General features: G+C 47.7%; 14 protein-coding genes. 2 read left to right on the top strand and 12 right to left on the bottom strand.

Features of this window, described 5'->3' with window-relative positions; all coding sequences use genetic code 11:
• Positions 1 to 62: 62 nt before the first annotated feature.
• The 3 genes from H9Q77_RS00375 to H9Q77_RS00365 form a co-directional block, all read right to left on the bottom strand.
• Positions 63 to 275, bottom strand: coding sequence for a DUF6061 family protein (locus H9Q77_RS00375; protein ID WP_330595997.1), 213 nt, complete (start codon positions 273 to 275; stop codon positions 63 to 65).
• 213 nt (positions 276 to 488) lie between these two features.
• A complete protein-coding gene (locus H9Q77_RS16685) occupies positions 489 to 692 on the bottom strand; it encodes a hypothetical protein (protein ID WP_330595996.1) in 204 nt (67 codons plus the stop codon).
• On the bottom strand, positions 673 to 1,395 hold the full coding sequence (locus tag H9Q77_RS00365; protein WP_249326314.1) for a class II aldolase/adducin family protein: 723 nt from the start codon (positions 1,393 to 1,395) through the stop codon (positions 673 to 675). The genes H9Q77_RS16685 and H9Q77_RS00365 overlap by 20 nt, the downstream gene beginning before the upstream one ends.
• Positions 1,396 to 1,739: 344 nt before the next feature.
• On the opposite strand from H9Q77_RS00365, the gene H9Q77_RS00360 reads away from it, so the two are divergent.
• On the top strand, positions 1,740 to 3,518 hold the full coding sequence (locus tag H9Q77_RS00360; RefSeq protein ID WP_118545947.1) for a sensor domain-containing diguanylate cyclase: 1,779 nt from the start codon (positions 1,740 to 1,742) through the stop codon (positions 3,516 to 3,518).
• A gap of 63 nt (positions 3,519 to 3,581) precedes the next feature.
• Positions 3,582 to 4,826 carry a DUF438 domain-containing protein gene (locus H9Q77_RS00355; RefSeq protein ID WP_118545949.1) on the top strand — a complete coding sequence of 415 codons (1,245 nt, stop codon included), beginning with the start codon at positions 3,582 to 3,584 and terminating at the stop codon, positions 4,824 to 4,826.
• Here H9Q77_RS00355 and H9Q77_RS00350 read toward each other — a convergent pair.
• The 9 genes from H9Q77_RS00350 to H9Q77_RS00310 all read right to left on the bottom strand — a co-directional run bounded on the left by H9Q77_RS00350 (position 4,823) and on the right by H9Q77_RS00310 (position 16,294).
• Positions 4,823 to 5,308 (bottom strand): gamma carbonic anhydrase family protein, encoded by a 486-nt coding sequence (locus H9Q77_RS00350; RefSeq protein WP_118545951.1) that lies wholly within the window; start codon positions 5,306 to 5,308, stop codon positions 4,823 to 4,825. The genes H9Q77_RS00355 and H9Q77_RS00350 overlap by 4 nt on opposite strands.
• Before the next feature lie 33 nt (positions 5,309 to 5,341).
• Complete coding sequence (locus tag H9Q77_RS00345; RefSeq protein ID WP_118545953.1) at positions 5,342 to 6,631, bottom strand: ATP-binding protein; 1,290 nt, start codon at positions 6,629 to 6,631, stop codon at positions 5,342 to 5,344.
• A 456-nt stretch (positions 6,632 to 7,087) separates the two neighbouring features.
• Positions 7,088 to 8,410: an IS30 family transposase gene (locus H9Q77_RS00340; RefSeq protein ID WP_249326143.1), complete on the bottom strand. Its 1,323-nt coding sequence runs from the start codon at positions 8,408 to 8,410 to the stop codon at positions 7,088 to 7,090.
• Between the two features lie 236 nt (positions 8,411 to 8,646).
• Positions 8,647 to 10,083: a leucine-rich repeat protein gene (locus H9Q77_RS00335; RefSeq protein ID WP_118545957.1), complete on the bottom strand. Its 1,437-nt coding sequence runs from the start codon at positions 10,081 to 10,083 to the stop codon at positions 8,647 to 8,649.
• Positions 10,084 to 10,113: 30 nt separating this feature from the next.
• A complete protein-coding gene (locus H9Q77_RS00330) occupies positions 10,114 to 10,827 on the bottom strand; it encodes a GntR family transcriptional regulator (RefSeq protein WP_118545959.1) in 714 nt (237 codons plus the stop codon).
• A gap of 144 nt (positions 10,828 to 10,971) precedes the next feature.
• Positions 10,972 to 12,816 (bottom strand): FAD-dependent oxidoreductase, encoded by a 1,845-nt coding sequence (locus tag H9Q77_RS00325; protein WP_118546002.1) that lies wholly within the window; start codon positions 12,814 to 12,816, stop codon positions 10,972 to 10,974.
• Positions 12,817 to 12,932: 116 nt separating this feature from the next.
• Positions 12,933 to 13,796 (bottom strand): carbohydrate ABC transporter permease, encoded by an 864-nt coding sequence (locus H9Q77_RS00320; RefSeq protein ID WP_249326313.1) that lies wholly within the window; start codon positions 13,794 to 13,796, stop codon positions 12,933 to 12,935.
• A gap of 2 nt (positions 13,797 to 13,798) precedes the next feature.
• Positions 13,799 to 14,719, bottom strand: coding sequence for a carbohydrate ABC transporter permease (locus H9Q77_RS00315; protein WP_118545961.1), 921 nt, complete (start codon positions 14,717 to 14,719; stop codon positions 13,799 to 13,801).
• A gap of 99 nt (positions 14,720 to 14,818) precedes the next feature.
• The gene (locus H9Q77_RS00310; protein ID WP_118550200.1) at positions 14,819 to 16,294 is read right to left on the bottom strand and encodes an ABC transporter substrate-binding protein; all 1,476 of its coding nucleotides are present in this window, start codon (positions 16,292 to 16,294) and stop codon (positions 14,819 to 14,821) included.
• Between the last annotated feature and the right edge of the window lie 29 nt (positions 16,295 to 16,323).

Genomic DNA, 16,323 nt, shown 5'->3' with positions numbered 1-16,323 from the left:
TCTGCCAATGAAAAGGCAGAGGGCTGAGTTTTAATCTAAGGGTTTACATTCAGTTACAGTTTTTAGATAATTTCGGGATCACCGTTCAATATCAAGTCTGCATATCCAATCGGATCATTGTAGATCAGATAGTCCAATTCTGACCGCTGATACATATTGTCGGCGACCCCATTCTCCACGGCGATGGTATCAATGACAATCATGCTGCCATCTAAGAATTTCAGTTCCACACAGGCATTATCCATGTTGAACTCACAAGAAATCAATCTATCCATTAGAAACCTCCATTCTATGGGATGTTAGATCATCCCAAAATATTTGAATGCTTCTCGGATTGCTTTCTCTTTTTCCGGCGGACACTGTGGCTGTCTGGCAGTCTCCGCTCCCGCTCCGGTCGGCGCAGAACAGAGGTCCACCGAACCTCTTGCGCCCTCGGACTTCGGCAGATTATAGTTCTTACCGACCCCAATCCCACATTTCCGCTTAATTTATGAGATATACAGGTTGGATACCTTTAACCCACTATGCTCCAGCACATAGTCCTTGATCTGGGTGTAGGTTGCCCCATCCTGAAATTCGGACATATCCATATCTTCCAAAGAGAACTCAACCCGAATCTTTTTCGAGTCGACCTCACCCTTGGAAAGCAAGACAACCGTCTCCACTATGCCATTACTGTCTCTTTGAAACACAGATATCCTCCAGATTCTGCGCGCCCTCCGGTCCGATGGGTCTGCCGCCTGTGGTGATACCCCATCCTGCACGGATCTTGATAATATCGTCGATCTGTCCCTGGGACAACAACGTCTTCTTCCCTAAGATAAAGTTGTTCATCATCAGGATCTTCGCATAATACTCCGTGGTCTCCATGCGGTAATAAGCCTGCATGAGATTGTCACCCCAGGTCAGCGCGCCATGGTTTGCTAACAGTACTGCATTGTATTCCCGGCAATAGGGAGCTACCGCTTCCGGCACTTCCTCTGTGCCCGGCAGGACAAAATGCACTAACGGCACACAACCCAGTGACAACACACCTTCCATCAGCACCGGTTCTTCCAGACTGATGCCCGCACAGGCAAACGCCGTCGCCGTCAGAGGATGTGCATGTACCACGCCTTGTACTTTCGGGTTCTCTTTGAATACTCTGAGGTGCATCTTGATCTCACTGGAAGGCTTGTGCGTTCCCTCCAACACATTCCCGTCCAGATCCAGCTTCACCAGCATATCCTCTGTCATAAATCCCTTAGAAACTCCCGTTGGTGTTGCCCAGATCTCATTATCTCCGACTTTACAGGAGATATTCCCGTCGTTCGCTGCCACAAAGCCGCCCTGATACATTCTGCGGCCTACCTCTAAGATCATCTGTTTTGCCTGTGCATCTGATATATATTCCATACTAATCTCCATTCCGCAGACGATTCCTTCCGTCGGAGGAATCCTCCTTTTCCGTTCCAGCATGCAATAATATATTACCTTATTGCCCTTCTCCTTGTCCAGCTGATATTCCCAATAATCTTTTATGCATGCTTCCTAACATATTCTTTCGTAACTAATTATCTTTCCCTAGGTATTGTACCACATTTCTATACTTTTTTATGATACTAAAATACTTATGACCCGCCCCGATATGAGCATAAAAGTGGGATGAAATATCTTCTCATGTCTATACAAAAAAACGTCAAAATGCTATAATTAAATTTAAATCATTTTGCCAACACATACGAAGGAAGCATAGCACTATGACACGGAAGAAAGTTAAATTTTCTCATACCAAATGGCTGCTGCCGTTATGGATACTTCTTATCGGCAGTATTGTCTTATATATGATCGCTCATGCGGTACAGCAGGACGACTCCAGGCACATCCGCACTCTTGCGGAACTAAATGCTGTAACCTACGGTGATAACATGATCGCAGATCTGAATGCCGGTATCAATATCACGGATACACTGGAGCAGATTCTGATCAGTACGGACGGCAGAATCGACAAATTTGATATCATTGCGGACAGAATGATGGCAGATTACGTCCGGAGCATCCAAGTGGCTCCCGGGGGCATCGTAACAGATATCTATCCCGCCGAAGGCAACGAAGCAGGTAAAATAGACCTGATCCATGACAAATACCGCGGAGAGACTGTAAAATACAGCATTGCCAATGATGCGCTTATCATACATGGTCCTTTTGAGCTGGAGCAAGGAGGACACGTTCTTTCAATCCGTAATCCAGTTTTTTTACAGGATGAGAAGGGTACTCCCTATTTTTGGGGCATGACTATGGTTATCATCAAGGTTCCTGATATTTTTCAGCATTCCGCTGATGCCTTAACCAATTTCGGTTATCAATACCGGCTATCGAAGACCATCTCACCTCTGACCGATGAATATACTGTGGTAGACCAGTCGGAGGAGACTCTGATGGATCCCGTCTCTTATGATTTTACTCTGGGTGGATGTAACTGGAGGCTGGAAATCATGCCCACCGGTGGCTGGAAGAATGGCACACTTTTACAACTGATAGTATTATGTGGCATTGCAGTGATCCTACTACTGATGGTTCTAACGATATCTATACTACTCGTTGACGAGCAACGCAAAAAATTTCGCAGACTCTCTCTGACGGATTCTATGACCGGTCTCTTAAATCGTAACGGATTTAATTTGCAGCTGGAGGAGTATCTGGAGGGAAACAAGCAGAAAAACTGTGTCGGTATATTACTTGACGTGGATAATTTTAAATTTATCAATGATGTCTATGGTCATACTATCGGTGATCAGGTTCTATTGCAGCTTTCACAATCCTTAGTGCAGGCTTTTCCGGATAATTCCATTATTGCCAGAAATGGCGGTGATGAGTTCTGTATTATCCTGAAGGATTGCAGTGCAGAAGAAGCTGCCCCAATGATAGACGCTTTCAGCAAGACTTCCCGCTCTTTTTCAGCCAAAGGCGTCGAACACAATTACAGCATTTCCCTGGGCTATGCGGAATACCCCGCCAACGCAGAAAAAGTCTCTGACATTCTCCGTTATGCCGACATTGCACTCTATGAGGTAAAATTACAGGGAAAACATGGTGCTCTGGCCTACCGGCCGGATTTCCACAATTCGAAACGGACACAGCTTGGTTTTTCATTATCGGATATTTCTGACAACCTGCCGGGTGCCTTTTTCATCTACCGGGCCGAAAAGGAGGATGAACGCATCCTGTATGCTAATCAGGAAATGCTTCAGCTGACAGGATGTACGGATCTGGATGATTTTATGCATTTTACGAAACATCAATTCCGTAATCTGGTGCATCCTGAAGATCTGACACAGGTAGAAGAAAGCATCTGGCAGCAGATAGAATCCGGCATGAACGGATACAATGATTATGTCAAATACCGACTTGCTGTCAAAGATGGAACTTATAAGACGGTTCTGGATTATGGGCGTATCGTGGAGAGTGAACATTATGGCTCGGTTTTCTATGTATTGGTAGTGGATTGCGAATTTATCAAAACACTCTACGATGATTAATCATAAAAATAAAAGAATAACAAACTTTCCTCCGGGGCATACTGGTTCCGGAGGAATTTTTATATGAAAGATCAGATTAAGTCTTACTTACAACGTTTGAATCACGGCGAAGCTCTGGAAAATGTCCAGGCGGATTTCGTCCGGGAATGTAAGGATGTGGATCCTTCCGCAATTATGCAGGCCGAACAGGAGCTGCTGCGGGAGGGTACTTCCATCGAAGAATTGCAGCGGCTCTGTGATGTGCATTCCGCCCTGTTCCATGGTTCCACGACAGAAGAAAAAACTTCCAATGCCGAAAAAACAACAGCCCATTTTCCAGATGCCCAGAAATTGCACGCTAAGGACATACAGGACCAACGGCTCTCCGCTGCTGCCGCCCTGATCCAGATCTCCGGGCATCCCCTGCAGACTTTTACGCTGGAAAATGCAGCACTGGAAAAGCTGATTGCCCGTGCGAGGCAGGCATTGGAAAATAATGGAATTACCAATGAACTGCTTGACGAGCTGCGCCAGATCGCTATCCACTATGCCAGAAAGGGAGACTTACTTTATCCACATTTGAAGGTGCAATATGGGATCAGCGGTCCCTCTGCGGTCATGTGGACAGTGGATGATGAGATCCGGGATGAACTGAATGCCCTTGCAAAACAAAAAGACCAAAAAGAAACCGATGCATGGAAACAACGTTTGAAAGCCGTATTATCCCGCATGGAAGAAATGATCTACAAGGAATCCAATATCCTCTTCCCCAACTGCGCACTGAATTTCTCGGAGGAGGAATGGTATCACATTTACCGGGATGCCAAAGATTATGCGGAATGCTTCGGTATCCGGGGTGATAGTTGGGAGGCTGCGGAAGCACATCTGACCGACACTGCCTCTACGGCTGACACCATGTCTGCGGAACACGCTTTTACAGGTAGTGAGACCAGAATCCACCTCCCCAGCGGCAGTCTGACCCTGTCGCAGCTGACCGCCATGTTGAATACGATTCCTTTGGAGATCTCTTTCGTAGATATCGATAATATCAATCGCTACTTCAACGAAGGTCCCAAGGTATTCAAGCGTCCCGGTATGGCATTGGGCCGGGAGGTCTTCACCTGTCACCCGCCTAAGATCGAAGAACGGGTTCGCCGCATTATCGGAGAATTCCGTGCAGGGAATCTGGACCAGGTACCGGTCTGGATGGACAAGGACGGCCGGACTTTCTTAGTGACTTATTATGCCGTCCGGGATAAGCAGGAGCAATATCTGGGAACGCTGGAACTGGTACAGGACATGGAGTTTGCAAAAGAGCACTTCCGCTAGGACAGTGCTCTTTTCTCTTCTTGTGCTTCCTCTACATAAATACGTGCATTTTCCAGATTCCACCGGATCTCTTCTTCGGTAACAGCACGTTTTACTTTCCCGGGATTACCGACGACCAGGGAATTATCCGGGATCTCCACATTCTGCGTCACCAGTGCTCCGGCACCGATGATGCAGTTTTTCCCGATCTTACAGCCATTCATCAGAATGGCTCCCATACCGATCATGGTATTGTCGCCGATCTTACAGCCGTGGACGATCGCACCGTGTCCAATGGTCACATGATCTCCAATCTCCACCGGATATCCACTGCCCAGATGCACTACCGCATTGTCCTGAATATTGCTCTCTTTGCCGATGACGATAGAATCTCTGTCGCCCCGGACCACCGCATTGTACCAGATTCCGCTATTTTCTCCGATCGTCACATCTCCAAGCACCACTGCTCCAGGCGCTATAAATGCTGTATCATGGATCTGCATATATATTTTCTCCTCTGTACTTTTATCTATTCATTACAAAGTGCACACCGCATATAACGGTACATTTTTCATCCAACCCTGATCAATATATTTCTTTGCCGAAAAGCGGATAGCTGTCTGCGGATGATATTTTTCACAATAACATTTCAGGCTCTGCGATTTCAGGTTTGTCTCTGCTTTTACTTCGATGGGAACAACATCTTTTCCCATTTGTATCATAAAATCCTGTTCAAAGGTTGCTTTTTCCGTTCCGTAATAATAAGGTGTATATTTTGTATCCGAAATAATCTGTTGTAATACGTATTGTTCCGTCAATGCGCCTTTAAATTCAACAAAAATATCATTGCCCTCCAGAATACTCATGGCATCTAAATCACTCATTGCCCCCAGCAGTCCTACATCCAGTACAAACAGTTTATATACATTCATCTCTTTGTATGCAGCCAGCGGTACATGTGGCTCATTCACACGATTTACCTTGTAAATCAGTCCGCAATCCAAGAGCCACTGTATCGCAATTTCAAAATCTGCACTTCTGGCTCCTTTTTTTATCTGTCCGAAGAAAAACTTCTTATTTTCCTTTGCCAGCTGTATCGGAATGGATTCCCATACCATACGAATTCTGGGAAGATCTTTGGCATCTATATGTTTTCCAAAGTCTCCCCGGTACTGACGTACTATGTCTTTTTGTAACTCCCGAACACCGGCATAGTCCTTCTGCTCTCTAAAAAGGTCAACTACTGCAGGCATTCCACCGGTATAATAATAATTTTTTAGCCAAAATAGGTATTTATCCGAAAAGTTGTCTATAATGGAAAAGTCCTTGCTGTCCAATGCCCCAGACAAAGCTTCTTCCCCCATGGCGCATAGAAATTCCCTAAAATTCAAAGGATAGAGATCCAACAGTTCCACCTTGCCTACCGGATAAGATACTCCCTGATGAATCGCTACTCCTAACAGGGACCCCGCTGCAAGAACATGATACTCCGGTGCATCTTCGCAGAAATACTTCAGAGATTCCAGGACTCTCGGTGCATCCTGAATTTCATCCAGAATGATCAACGTATCTCCGGGAGTAATTGTGACCCCTGTTTCGATATTAAGATTCATAAGAATTCTCTGAATGTCAAAATCCATCTCAAAGACATCGCTCATTCTCTTATTATTATAAAAGGATACATATGCCACTTTGGGGAAAAATTGTCTTCCGAATTCCTTCATTAACCATGTTTTTCCCACCTGTCTTGCGCCCATAATAATCATGGGTTTTCTTTTTCCCTTTTCTTTCCAGCTTTGTAATTGTTCCATGGCAAATCGTTTCATTGGCGGCCTCCTTTCTTACATAATATAGTTTACCACATTTTTTTCGATCAAATCAATTGTATATTCAACATTTTTTCTGACCAATATTTTATGATTTAATACATTTTTTCCAATCAAAAAGGAACAATCCTCCGAATTGGGTAAATAGCAAATTTAACTTCCGTTTTGCAAAAGTAACTTCTGTTTGAATTATTTTTGCAAGATTAACTTCGGAATCAGCACCTTGAAAACAGAAATAAGTCTTGCGAAAACAGTGCCAACTGGAAATTAGTATTGCAAGAGTGGACTTTAGTATTACAAACCGCTTGAAATAGGGCTTTTTAGCATGTTACTATACTCTTGAAGTCATATTTTACTGTATGCAAATAAGAAGTCGTCGCTTCGTTTGCATGTTTGCAAGGGAAACTTCCACCTCTGGGATATGGGTGACATGATCAGGAGATGACATTGGCAGTTTTACTTCAGCAGTTCAGGTTTTAGTATGATTTCATTAGCAGGAACAGCTTCCAGGTTAAGCTTAGAGGCTGTATCCGCGCCATAAAAGAAGCTGAATAGTTGATGTGCGGATCGATTATTCAGCTTCTTTCTTGTATAGGAGTTAATGTGACTCATCATCAGGTTGACTTTATCCTGTGTAAGAAAAGCAAATGATGTTTTCTTAGGAACAATCCTTCTGATGAATTCATGAGTTACTTCAATACTTCCTTTTTGATCAGGACGTTGCGGATCACAGTAAAACACATAGGTTCTGCGTCTTCCATCCTCATCAAACTCTATTGCCAACGGATCCGTAAATTCGCTTCCGCGATCTGCTAAGATGACCTGGAACATCTCACAGAATTGTTCCCGCCCAAGTATCTCATAAAGATGGTTCACCGCTTCTGTTACCGACTTGGCTGTATTCGCTTCCCTAAGATATGCCAGCATAAGGGAACAGTTTCTAAAGAATACTGTAAGCAGCACCTTTGTGGAATCCCTGGTGCCTTCTACCGAATCCATTTCCACCACGTTGAAATCAGGATGTCCTTTCATAAAAGCTTCAAAATCTTCGTAGGTACGCCCGATATGGCATTTCTTATCGACACGTACAACCTTTTTGGATTTGCGTTTTTTATAACGCACTTTTCTGGGAAGATCTATATTTCCAGCAGAAAGTATGCCGGCATCTATGTAGTTATAAATGGTCCTTTCATCTACCATGATTTCTGCTGCATTGTTCATACAAATTTGATGAATCGACTGGCCTTGTTTGATAAGAGGCGAAAGGATGGCATCAAGCCGATCCAGTTCTTCTGGTGTTATATCGATACCCTTACGGGAATCAGAACGTGTCTTTTCGTATGTTTTATGAGCTTCCTTTGCATCATAGAACTGTTTGGCAAGAGTACAGGAACTTACCTGCTTACATGAATTGCAAACATAGGGTGCTTTCTTTAGACTTGAACATTTTTCCTCTTCAAAATCAGGACAATTGACCATGCACAAAGCACACTCAGAACAGTATGTTTTTCCGTGCCATAACCGATTAATAAACCCACAGCTATCTTCGCCACAGATATACTGCTTAGTGCATCTCTTTCTGTGTCTGCATGGATTATAGCCTCTGGAACGCGTACCAGTATTTCGATAATCAAGATGGGCTTTCACTTCTTTAGAAACAGTTGATGGATCCTTGCCTATCAGAGCGCCTATTTCAACGAACGTCTGCCCCTCTTTTAAAGCTTTCTGTATGGTAATGCGATCATCCAGTGTCAGATGCTTATATTTATAGGATGACATGTATTTATCCTCCTTAGTCTTGCTGCCATCTCCTGACACTACTGAAGTGATTACCATTATTACACAAAAAAGAAAAGGAAGATCATCTATTTACAAGACTATCTTCCATCTTCATGTTTGTATGACTTATTTCTGTTTTATAAAATATAAAAACCTTAGTAACTGGAAGTTACTTTTTCAATTGAGTAGAGCACCGACAGACGAATCTGTCGATGCCTTTTTTATATCCTTATTCCTTACTGATATTGTGAGATCACATCATATCCCTGCCGGTCCATCCGGACGAGGATCAATCCATGCACTCCTGCGCTGTAGTAATCGATGCCGTTCCCGGCGGCATACTCTACGAGGAGGGGATTGCCGATGTCCTCGGAATCGGTGATGATCGCTCCGGGTGCAACAGTCTGGAGCCAGGTCTCTCCGTTGGATGTGTAGACGCCGTGGTGATTGGACTTCATGACATCCGCCCGTAGTGCGGTGCCGTACCGCGCCGCCAACAGCTCCTCTTTGTCGATACAGAGATCTCCGCTGGTCAGATAGGACGAGTTGCCGTACATGAATTTCATCAGAATTGACACATCGTTCACGCCTTCGTCCGTGTTATCACACCGATCCAACTCCTCCTGCGTCGGATAATACGCGTTGATCCGCACCTCTCCGATCGTCCACTGATATCCCTCGAGAACCTCCGAATAGATATGACTTCCCTTCTGCTTCAGATATTCCTCGAATTCCGGCTCCCTCTTGCTGGACTTCACATAGGAAGACCGGTAAAAGGCATCTATGCTGCCGCCGTGGTCGTACAGATATTCTGCCACCGCCAGTGCACCGCCCGCATGGTCATCATGTGCATGGGACAGGACGAAATAGTCCAAATGCGTGATCCCCAGATCCTCGAGCAGACGGATGATATGTCCGCTGCACGCGATGTACCCGGCATCGATCATCATCGTCCTGCCGTTGGGGAAGATCACCAGTGTGCAATCCCCGCATTTTGCCCGGATCCCCGGCTCTGTCAGCTGGGGAGTGAGCAGGTACAGATTGCCGTCTCCGCCGTAGGACAGCGCTTTTTTCGCACAATGAACGATCTCTTCGTAATGATCATAATGATCATAGCGATCGACCACGGATTTCGCCGCAGCCGCCATTCCGCCGCCGAGATACTCTCTCTCCGCTCCCAGCAGACACCGGTTGTCCGATGCCGTCATGCTAATATAGATCCGTTCCCACTGCGCCGGTGTACCCTCATACACCACCGTGTGCAGCGCCTCATCCCCGGCAAATGCCCGCATATCCACGTAGCGCAGGCTCGCCGGCAGCCATATCTGCTCCAATGCCGTGCATCTCTGGAACGCTTTCGCTCCGATCATCCACAGCCCTCTGGGCAGTGTGATCTTCTGCAGCACCGTACACCCGCGGAATGCAAATACGCCCAGCCGTTCCACGGTATCCGCCAGCTCGACCTCCTCCAGTGCCGTACAGTCACGGAAAGCTCCATCGCCGACCGCAGTGATCCCGCTGTCTATCGTCACACTGCGAATCTCCTCCCGGAATGCCTCCCAGGGTCGTTCCTTCCACTCACCCCAGTCCTCCATCGCTCCGCTGCCGCGAAGTGTCAGATTCCCCGTGTTTGCCCGGAAGTCCCACTCCATATTTATTATTTTACCCTTCATGTTATCAGAATACTCCTTATATCTGATGCCCTACAGCTTCAGTTTCCATACAAACTTGTTCCGCTCCAGGGGATAGATACTCTCTGTCACATCGATCACCTGACCTTTGTCATTCTTCGTAATAGAGGTGATCAGCATCGCCAGAGAGCCCTCTTTCATCCCCATGAGATGGCTCTCTCGTCCACCCAATGCCAGTGCCGTCATTTCCTTTTCCATACTGTAGCGGTTCTTCTTGTGCTCATTCAAAGCTGTCGTCAGGGAAGCCTTCGTAAAATCATAGTCGAACAGGAAGGAATCTCCCTCCGGCAGATAGGAAGTCGTCAGTACGATCGGTCCCTTGTCAAAGGAATCCTTCGCATATCTGAGACGGCTCAGCTTGATCACTTTTGTACAGTCCTCACCGAACTTCTCCGCCAACTCCTCCGTCGCCTCCATATAGCGGAACTCCAGCACCTCTGTCTCGACCTCGATCCCTCTGCGGAACATCTCGTTGAAAAAGCTCTCGATGAATACCGTGGTATCCTCCAGAACACGGGGAGCCGTCACGAACGTTCCCTTCCGCTTCACTCTCTTGAGATGCCCCTCCTGCACGAGCCGCAGCATGGCAGTACGCACTGTGGAACGGCTGACGCCGAACTGGTCACAGAGCTCTACTTCCTTGGGGATCATATAGCCTACCGGCCATTCTCCCGTATGGATCTTGTTCATAATATATTCTTCGATTTCTGAGTATCGTGCTGCCATATTCCATATCTCCCTGTCAACATTTAAATAGCGCCTGTAGCCGCTGTTTCTAACTGGTTTCCATTACCTACAGTATATCGAATTCCGGAAATCAATGTCAATAATTGGGCGTGTAATATGTACCAATTTAATGTAAATATATCACTAATAAGTACGTATTTCCAAAATACGTGCCCGGTCGATCCCGTATGCTTTGTGAACCGTCACCGTCAGCCGGTCACAGATCACGTTATCCACATCGATACGGTTCAATCGCTGATAATTTCCACGGATTTCCTTACAGAGTACCTCTTTATCCTCTCTGTAAAAGCGAATATCATAATCGCAGACCAGCTCATCCGGCAGTCCCTTCACCTGACGGTTCCGGACATTCCTCGTCATGGACGGCATGATCTCCTTCGTGAGATTCGTGTCAAAGGTCAGCTGCACCTGCTGCAATACCAACTTTTTGCCGAAATCCAGAGAGATGCTCGCTCCCTCTTCCCCGATCGGTGCTTCCCAGCAGTTGCTCTCGTCCCCGACCGGTCTAGCGACGCCGTTCAATACCTTCTCCGGCACATTGTCCCCGGTATATCCGGAGGCAGTCACCTTCGCCGACCGTGCAAAGTCCATCGGATCCTCATTGTGGAAGCCGGGGATATAGCAGTCGTCGCGGAGCAGCTCCTGCTGCAGCTCTGTGATATGTCCGCCGATCTCTCTCGGGGTGCATCTGTATTTTACCGCCATGGCTGCTGCCGTACCGACCGCCTGCCCGCCGATGGAGCAGGTACCCATGACTCTCGTCGTGCCGTATGCCATCTTAGAAGTGCTGATATCTCTTCCGGCGAGCATGACATTCTCCAGCTCCTTCGCATAATAGCATCTCCAGGGGATCGTATAACATCCGGTGAAATTCAGGATCCGGGAGGGGATCTTGTCCAGATCACGGATACCACCCCGGACGTGCTGATCCATCTGCCAGCCGCCGTAAGCGACGGCATCCGGGAAAATACGGTTCTCCAGTACATCATTTTCATTCAGGAGATAATCGCCCTCGATCCGTCGGCTCTCCCGATAGCCCGGCACGATGCCGACCCAGTCGAGATCCAGATTCTCCACCCCGTGATCGCCGACATTTTTCAGATGATCCCAGACACCGTAGACGCATTTCAACAGCTCATCACGGATGACCTCGCCGTCCCGGATGATGTCGTCATACTGTCCGCCCAGCTCGATCCACCAGTAACCGGAGTCCACGTTGGAGAAATGCGGCAGTCTGCCGCTGCCCTCCTCGAACTTCGTCAGCTGTCCGCCCTCCATATGGGAGCCGATGCTGTTGCCGTGCTCTCTGTATTTCAGGTCTTCCTCGGTATATTGATATGCCCAGTCGGGACGGATGAACTTCACCGGCTCACCGCGATCCACAGCGGAGAACATCAGCGTATTGCCCATCGTATCATCGTTCGGCTCCTCGGGTGCATCCGGCTCGTGGAACTCGTCGCGTCCCTCGCTGCCCATCCGTCCGGTGGCGCCGCCCATGGTCGCCAGTGTGCCGTGACCGGTGGCATCGACGAAGATATCGCCGTAGATCGTAAATTCCGTCTCCGTGGTGTTCTGGTGTCCGATGATGGCAGCAACTTTTTTACCGTCCATGATGACATCGTCCATATCAGTGTTCAGATAAGCGTCCAGATTCTCCTGAAAATGTACCTTTTCCCAGATCACGGAATCGAATACCGGGAACGATGCGTAGGGATTGCGCCGCTTATTTTCCAATAAGATCTCCAGCAAAATGCCGGTTTCTCCGAGATTTTTCTTGGATCCGTGGGCGTTTGCCCCAACGATATGCATACGGATCTCCGAACTGGCGTTACCGCCGAACATGGAGCGGTTCTGCACGATCGCTGTTTTTACGCCTTTTCTCGCAGAAGCGATGGCGGCACAGACACCTGCCATTCCTCCGCCGACGACTACGACTTCATAATGCCGTTCTTCCTTATGTACTGACATAATAATCTCCTTTTCCGGATCAAAATACTGCTCCGATTGCAAAGCAGGCAGGAGATGAGAACTCTCCCCTCCTGCCTGCATACTTATATTCATATATTTTCTGTTCTGTTTATCATTTATCCCTTTACGGCACCTACGGACAATCCCTTGAGGAAGAATCTCTGCCCGCAGAGGAACACGATGAATACCGGAACGACTGCCAGACAGCACGCTGCCATAGTCAGGTTGTACTGGGTTACCTCGGAACCTACGAACTGGTTCAATGCCAAAGGAATCGTCCACTTTTTCCAGTTGGAGATGAATACCAGCGGATCAAGGTAGCTGTTCCAGGCATCGAGGAACTGTACGGTCGCGGTCGCTGCGATGGCGGGCTTGACTAGTGGCAGCATAACCTGTGCAAAGGCACGGTACTCACCGGCGCCGTCGATACGTGCCGCCTCCCGCAGCTCATCGGGCGTTCCGAGGAAGGACTGACGCAGCATGAAAGTAGAGGATACTGCGATGATCTTCGGAACGATCAGGGACAGATGGGTGTTCATCCAGCCCAACTGGGAGAAGATCACGAATCTCGGGATCAGGGTCAGCTGGGAAGGTACCATCATCTGCGCCAGATAGATGATGAACAGTACATTGGAACCCTTGAACTTCAGCTTGGCAAAGGCGTAACCTGCCAGTGTTGCAGAAGTGATCGCTACGACGGTACTGATCACCGCCACCTTGATGGAGTTAAAATACGCCAGCGGGAAGTGATAGTTGGTCGAGCTTGTGGTTCCGATACTTAATACTTTTTTGTAGTTGTCGATATAGAAATATTTCGGTATCCACTCAATGGGGATCTTCATAACATCCGCTTCTGTCTTGAACGAAGCAGAGAGCATCCAGACAAAGGGGATTACCATGACCAGAGTCACTGCCACGATCAGTATCGTGATCAGCGCTGTGGTGACTTTTTTAGAAACAGGTGCTTTCTTCATTTTCATCCCTAGCCTTTCTCTTCTTTACTGTTATGTACCCACTGGATAATGGTTACGATCAGCAGCATGATAAACAGAATCACTGCGATTGCGGAGCTGTAGCCCATCTTGTAATACTGGAATGCCGAGGTATATATGTAATAAACCAGGGTATAGGTAGAGCTTCCGGGACCACCCTTCGTCATGACGTTGGTATAACCGAATACCTTGAAGCTGGAGATGATACCGGTGATCGTCAGGAAAAATGTGGTCGGCTTCAGCAAAGGCACGGTGATCTTGAAGAACTTCTGGATCGGATTCGCTCCGTCGATCTCTGCCGCTTCGTACAGATCTCTCGGCAGTCCTGTGATTGCTGCACTGTACATGAATACACGGTATCCGAGACTCGCCCAGATGACTACCAGCATGATCGAAGGCAGTGCCCATTCATAGCTTGCGAGGAATCTGGGAGGATCCTGCCATCCCAGCGCTCTCATCAGCTGGGTGAAGGGGCCGTATTTGGAATACAGAGCCATCCACACTACGGAGATTGCTACGATATTACAGATGTGCGGCATATACATTGCCACTCGTACCACGCCTGCGACCTTTTTGTGACAGAACTCGTCGATCAGTACCGCGATCACGATCGCCAGAAACAGTCCGATGGGAACCGTGACGATGGTGAAGAGCAGGGTATTTTTCACAGAAGCGATAAACCATTCATCTGTCCACAGATTCTTGAAGTTGGTCAGTCCTACGAAGTTCCAGTTTCCGATTCCCTGTGTGAAGTTCCAGTCCGTCAGACTTACGTACAGGGAGATCACCAGCGGGATCAGACTAAAACAGATTACACCGATCAGGCTCGGCGCCAGAAAAGAATATGCAACCAGATTCTGATGCAGTATTTTTTGTCTTTCCCCTTTGCTTTTCTTTTTCTTGGTCTTCATTCATTTTCCCTCGTTTATGCATTTCGTTTCAGATCAGGGGCGGTTCGCCCGGAATGCGTCCGCCCCGTTCCGCCGATTTTGTTGTGAGTTGTATGACTATTATTTCTTGCTGTCCAGTTCGGTCTTGATCAGCTCGTTGCTTCTCTTGACCATATTCTCGATGGTCTGGTCTACAGACTGTCTGCCGTAGCACATTGCATCAAATTCTTCGTTCCATACGGCACTTACCTCGGTGGATGCAACACCCTGTACGGTCTTGACACCCTGAGTTCTGTCGATGGAGAGATAATTGTTCATGGAATCCAGATCAATGGAGCCTTCTGCATTCTCCTTCAATACATCAAGGAAAGCCTGCTTGTCGATACCGTTCCACAGAGGGATTCTGCCGCCCTTAACCAGAGGAGCCATACCACCCTTTAAGTACCACATAGCGAACTTGAAGCAAGCTTCGGGATATTTGGTGTTGGCTGCGATACACATCAGGTCGCCGGCACCGGGAGTACCTGCATGGGTTCTGTAAAACTCGGTGTTGTACTGCTCGTCATCGGGCACGGGAGCGGGTACCAGTGCGGTTACGAAGTCATGAGGGTAATTCTCCTGATCCATGCACAGACGCATCATGGGGATACCCAGTGTGATGGCACATTTGCCCTCGAGGAAGGTGTTGGCAACGCTCAGATCCTCGGAGTACTCGTCTTCGATTGGGATTGCCCAGCCGTTGTCCAGAGTCTTCATTACCATCTCAAAGCCGTCGTGATATACCTTGTTGTCGAAGTTTACTTCGGTACCTTCATCGTTCTTGTAGGACTGATAGGAGCCCAGTACGGAGTTCAGCATCAGCTGTACGTATCTGGAGTTCTGCTTACGGCTCCAGCACAGACCGTATACCTTGTCCTGTCCCTCGCCGTGGGTCAGCTTCTCGACTGCGCTTAAGAATTCGGAATAGGTCCAGCCGTTGTAAGGAATATCAATACCGGCTTCCTTGAACATATCCTCATTGATCATCAGCCATCTTGCGTTCTCGTACTTGGTCGGGAAACCGTATACAGAACCGTCATCATATTTGTAGTCCAGCATATTGGATTCGCCCAGCTCAGTCTCCAGATCGAAGCCGTAATCCTTCAGCATACCGGACATATCCAACAGCAGGTTGGACTCTACACGCTTGTCCAGCTTGGAACGTCCGCCGTATCCGAGGAACAGGTCTACGTCGCCGCCGCCCATCAGATAAGTCTCCAGCTGCAGGTTACCTGAGCTGTCGTTGACATAACGTACATATTCTACCTGTACGCCCTTGTCCTTGTACTCTTCATTGAAGTTCGCGCACACCTCATCGTAGCCATATTCCGGCTGTACGCCGCCCCATAAACGGATCGTAACAGTCTTGCCGTCGTCGGTACCAAACCATTCCTTCTCCCCTGCTTCCGTACCCTGGGCTGTCTCTGTGGACTGTGCGACTGTGGTGCTGTCCTTCTGATCGGAAGCTGCACCGTTGTCGTCTGCATTCTGACCGCATCCTGCGAGACAGGATCCCAACATAGCCATGGTCAGTACTAATGCAATTTTCTTCTTCATAACTTGTAATCCTCCTTTGTATGATTATC

The sequence above is a fragment of the Simiaoa sunii genome (assembly GCF_014337175.1).
GTDB classification, from domain to species: Bacteria; Bacillota; Clostridia; order Lachnospirales; family Lachnospiraceae; genus Acetatifactor; species Acetatifactor intestinalis.
The sequence above is the reverse complement of the archived record's forward strand: the minus strand, read 5'-3'. Positions and strand labels throughout refer to the sequence as shown.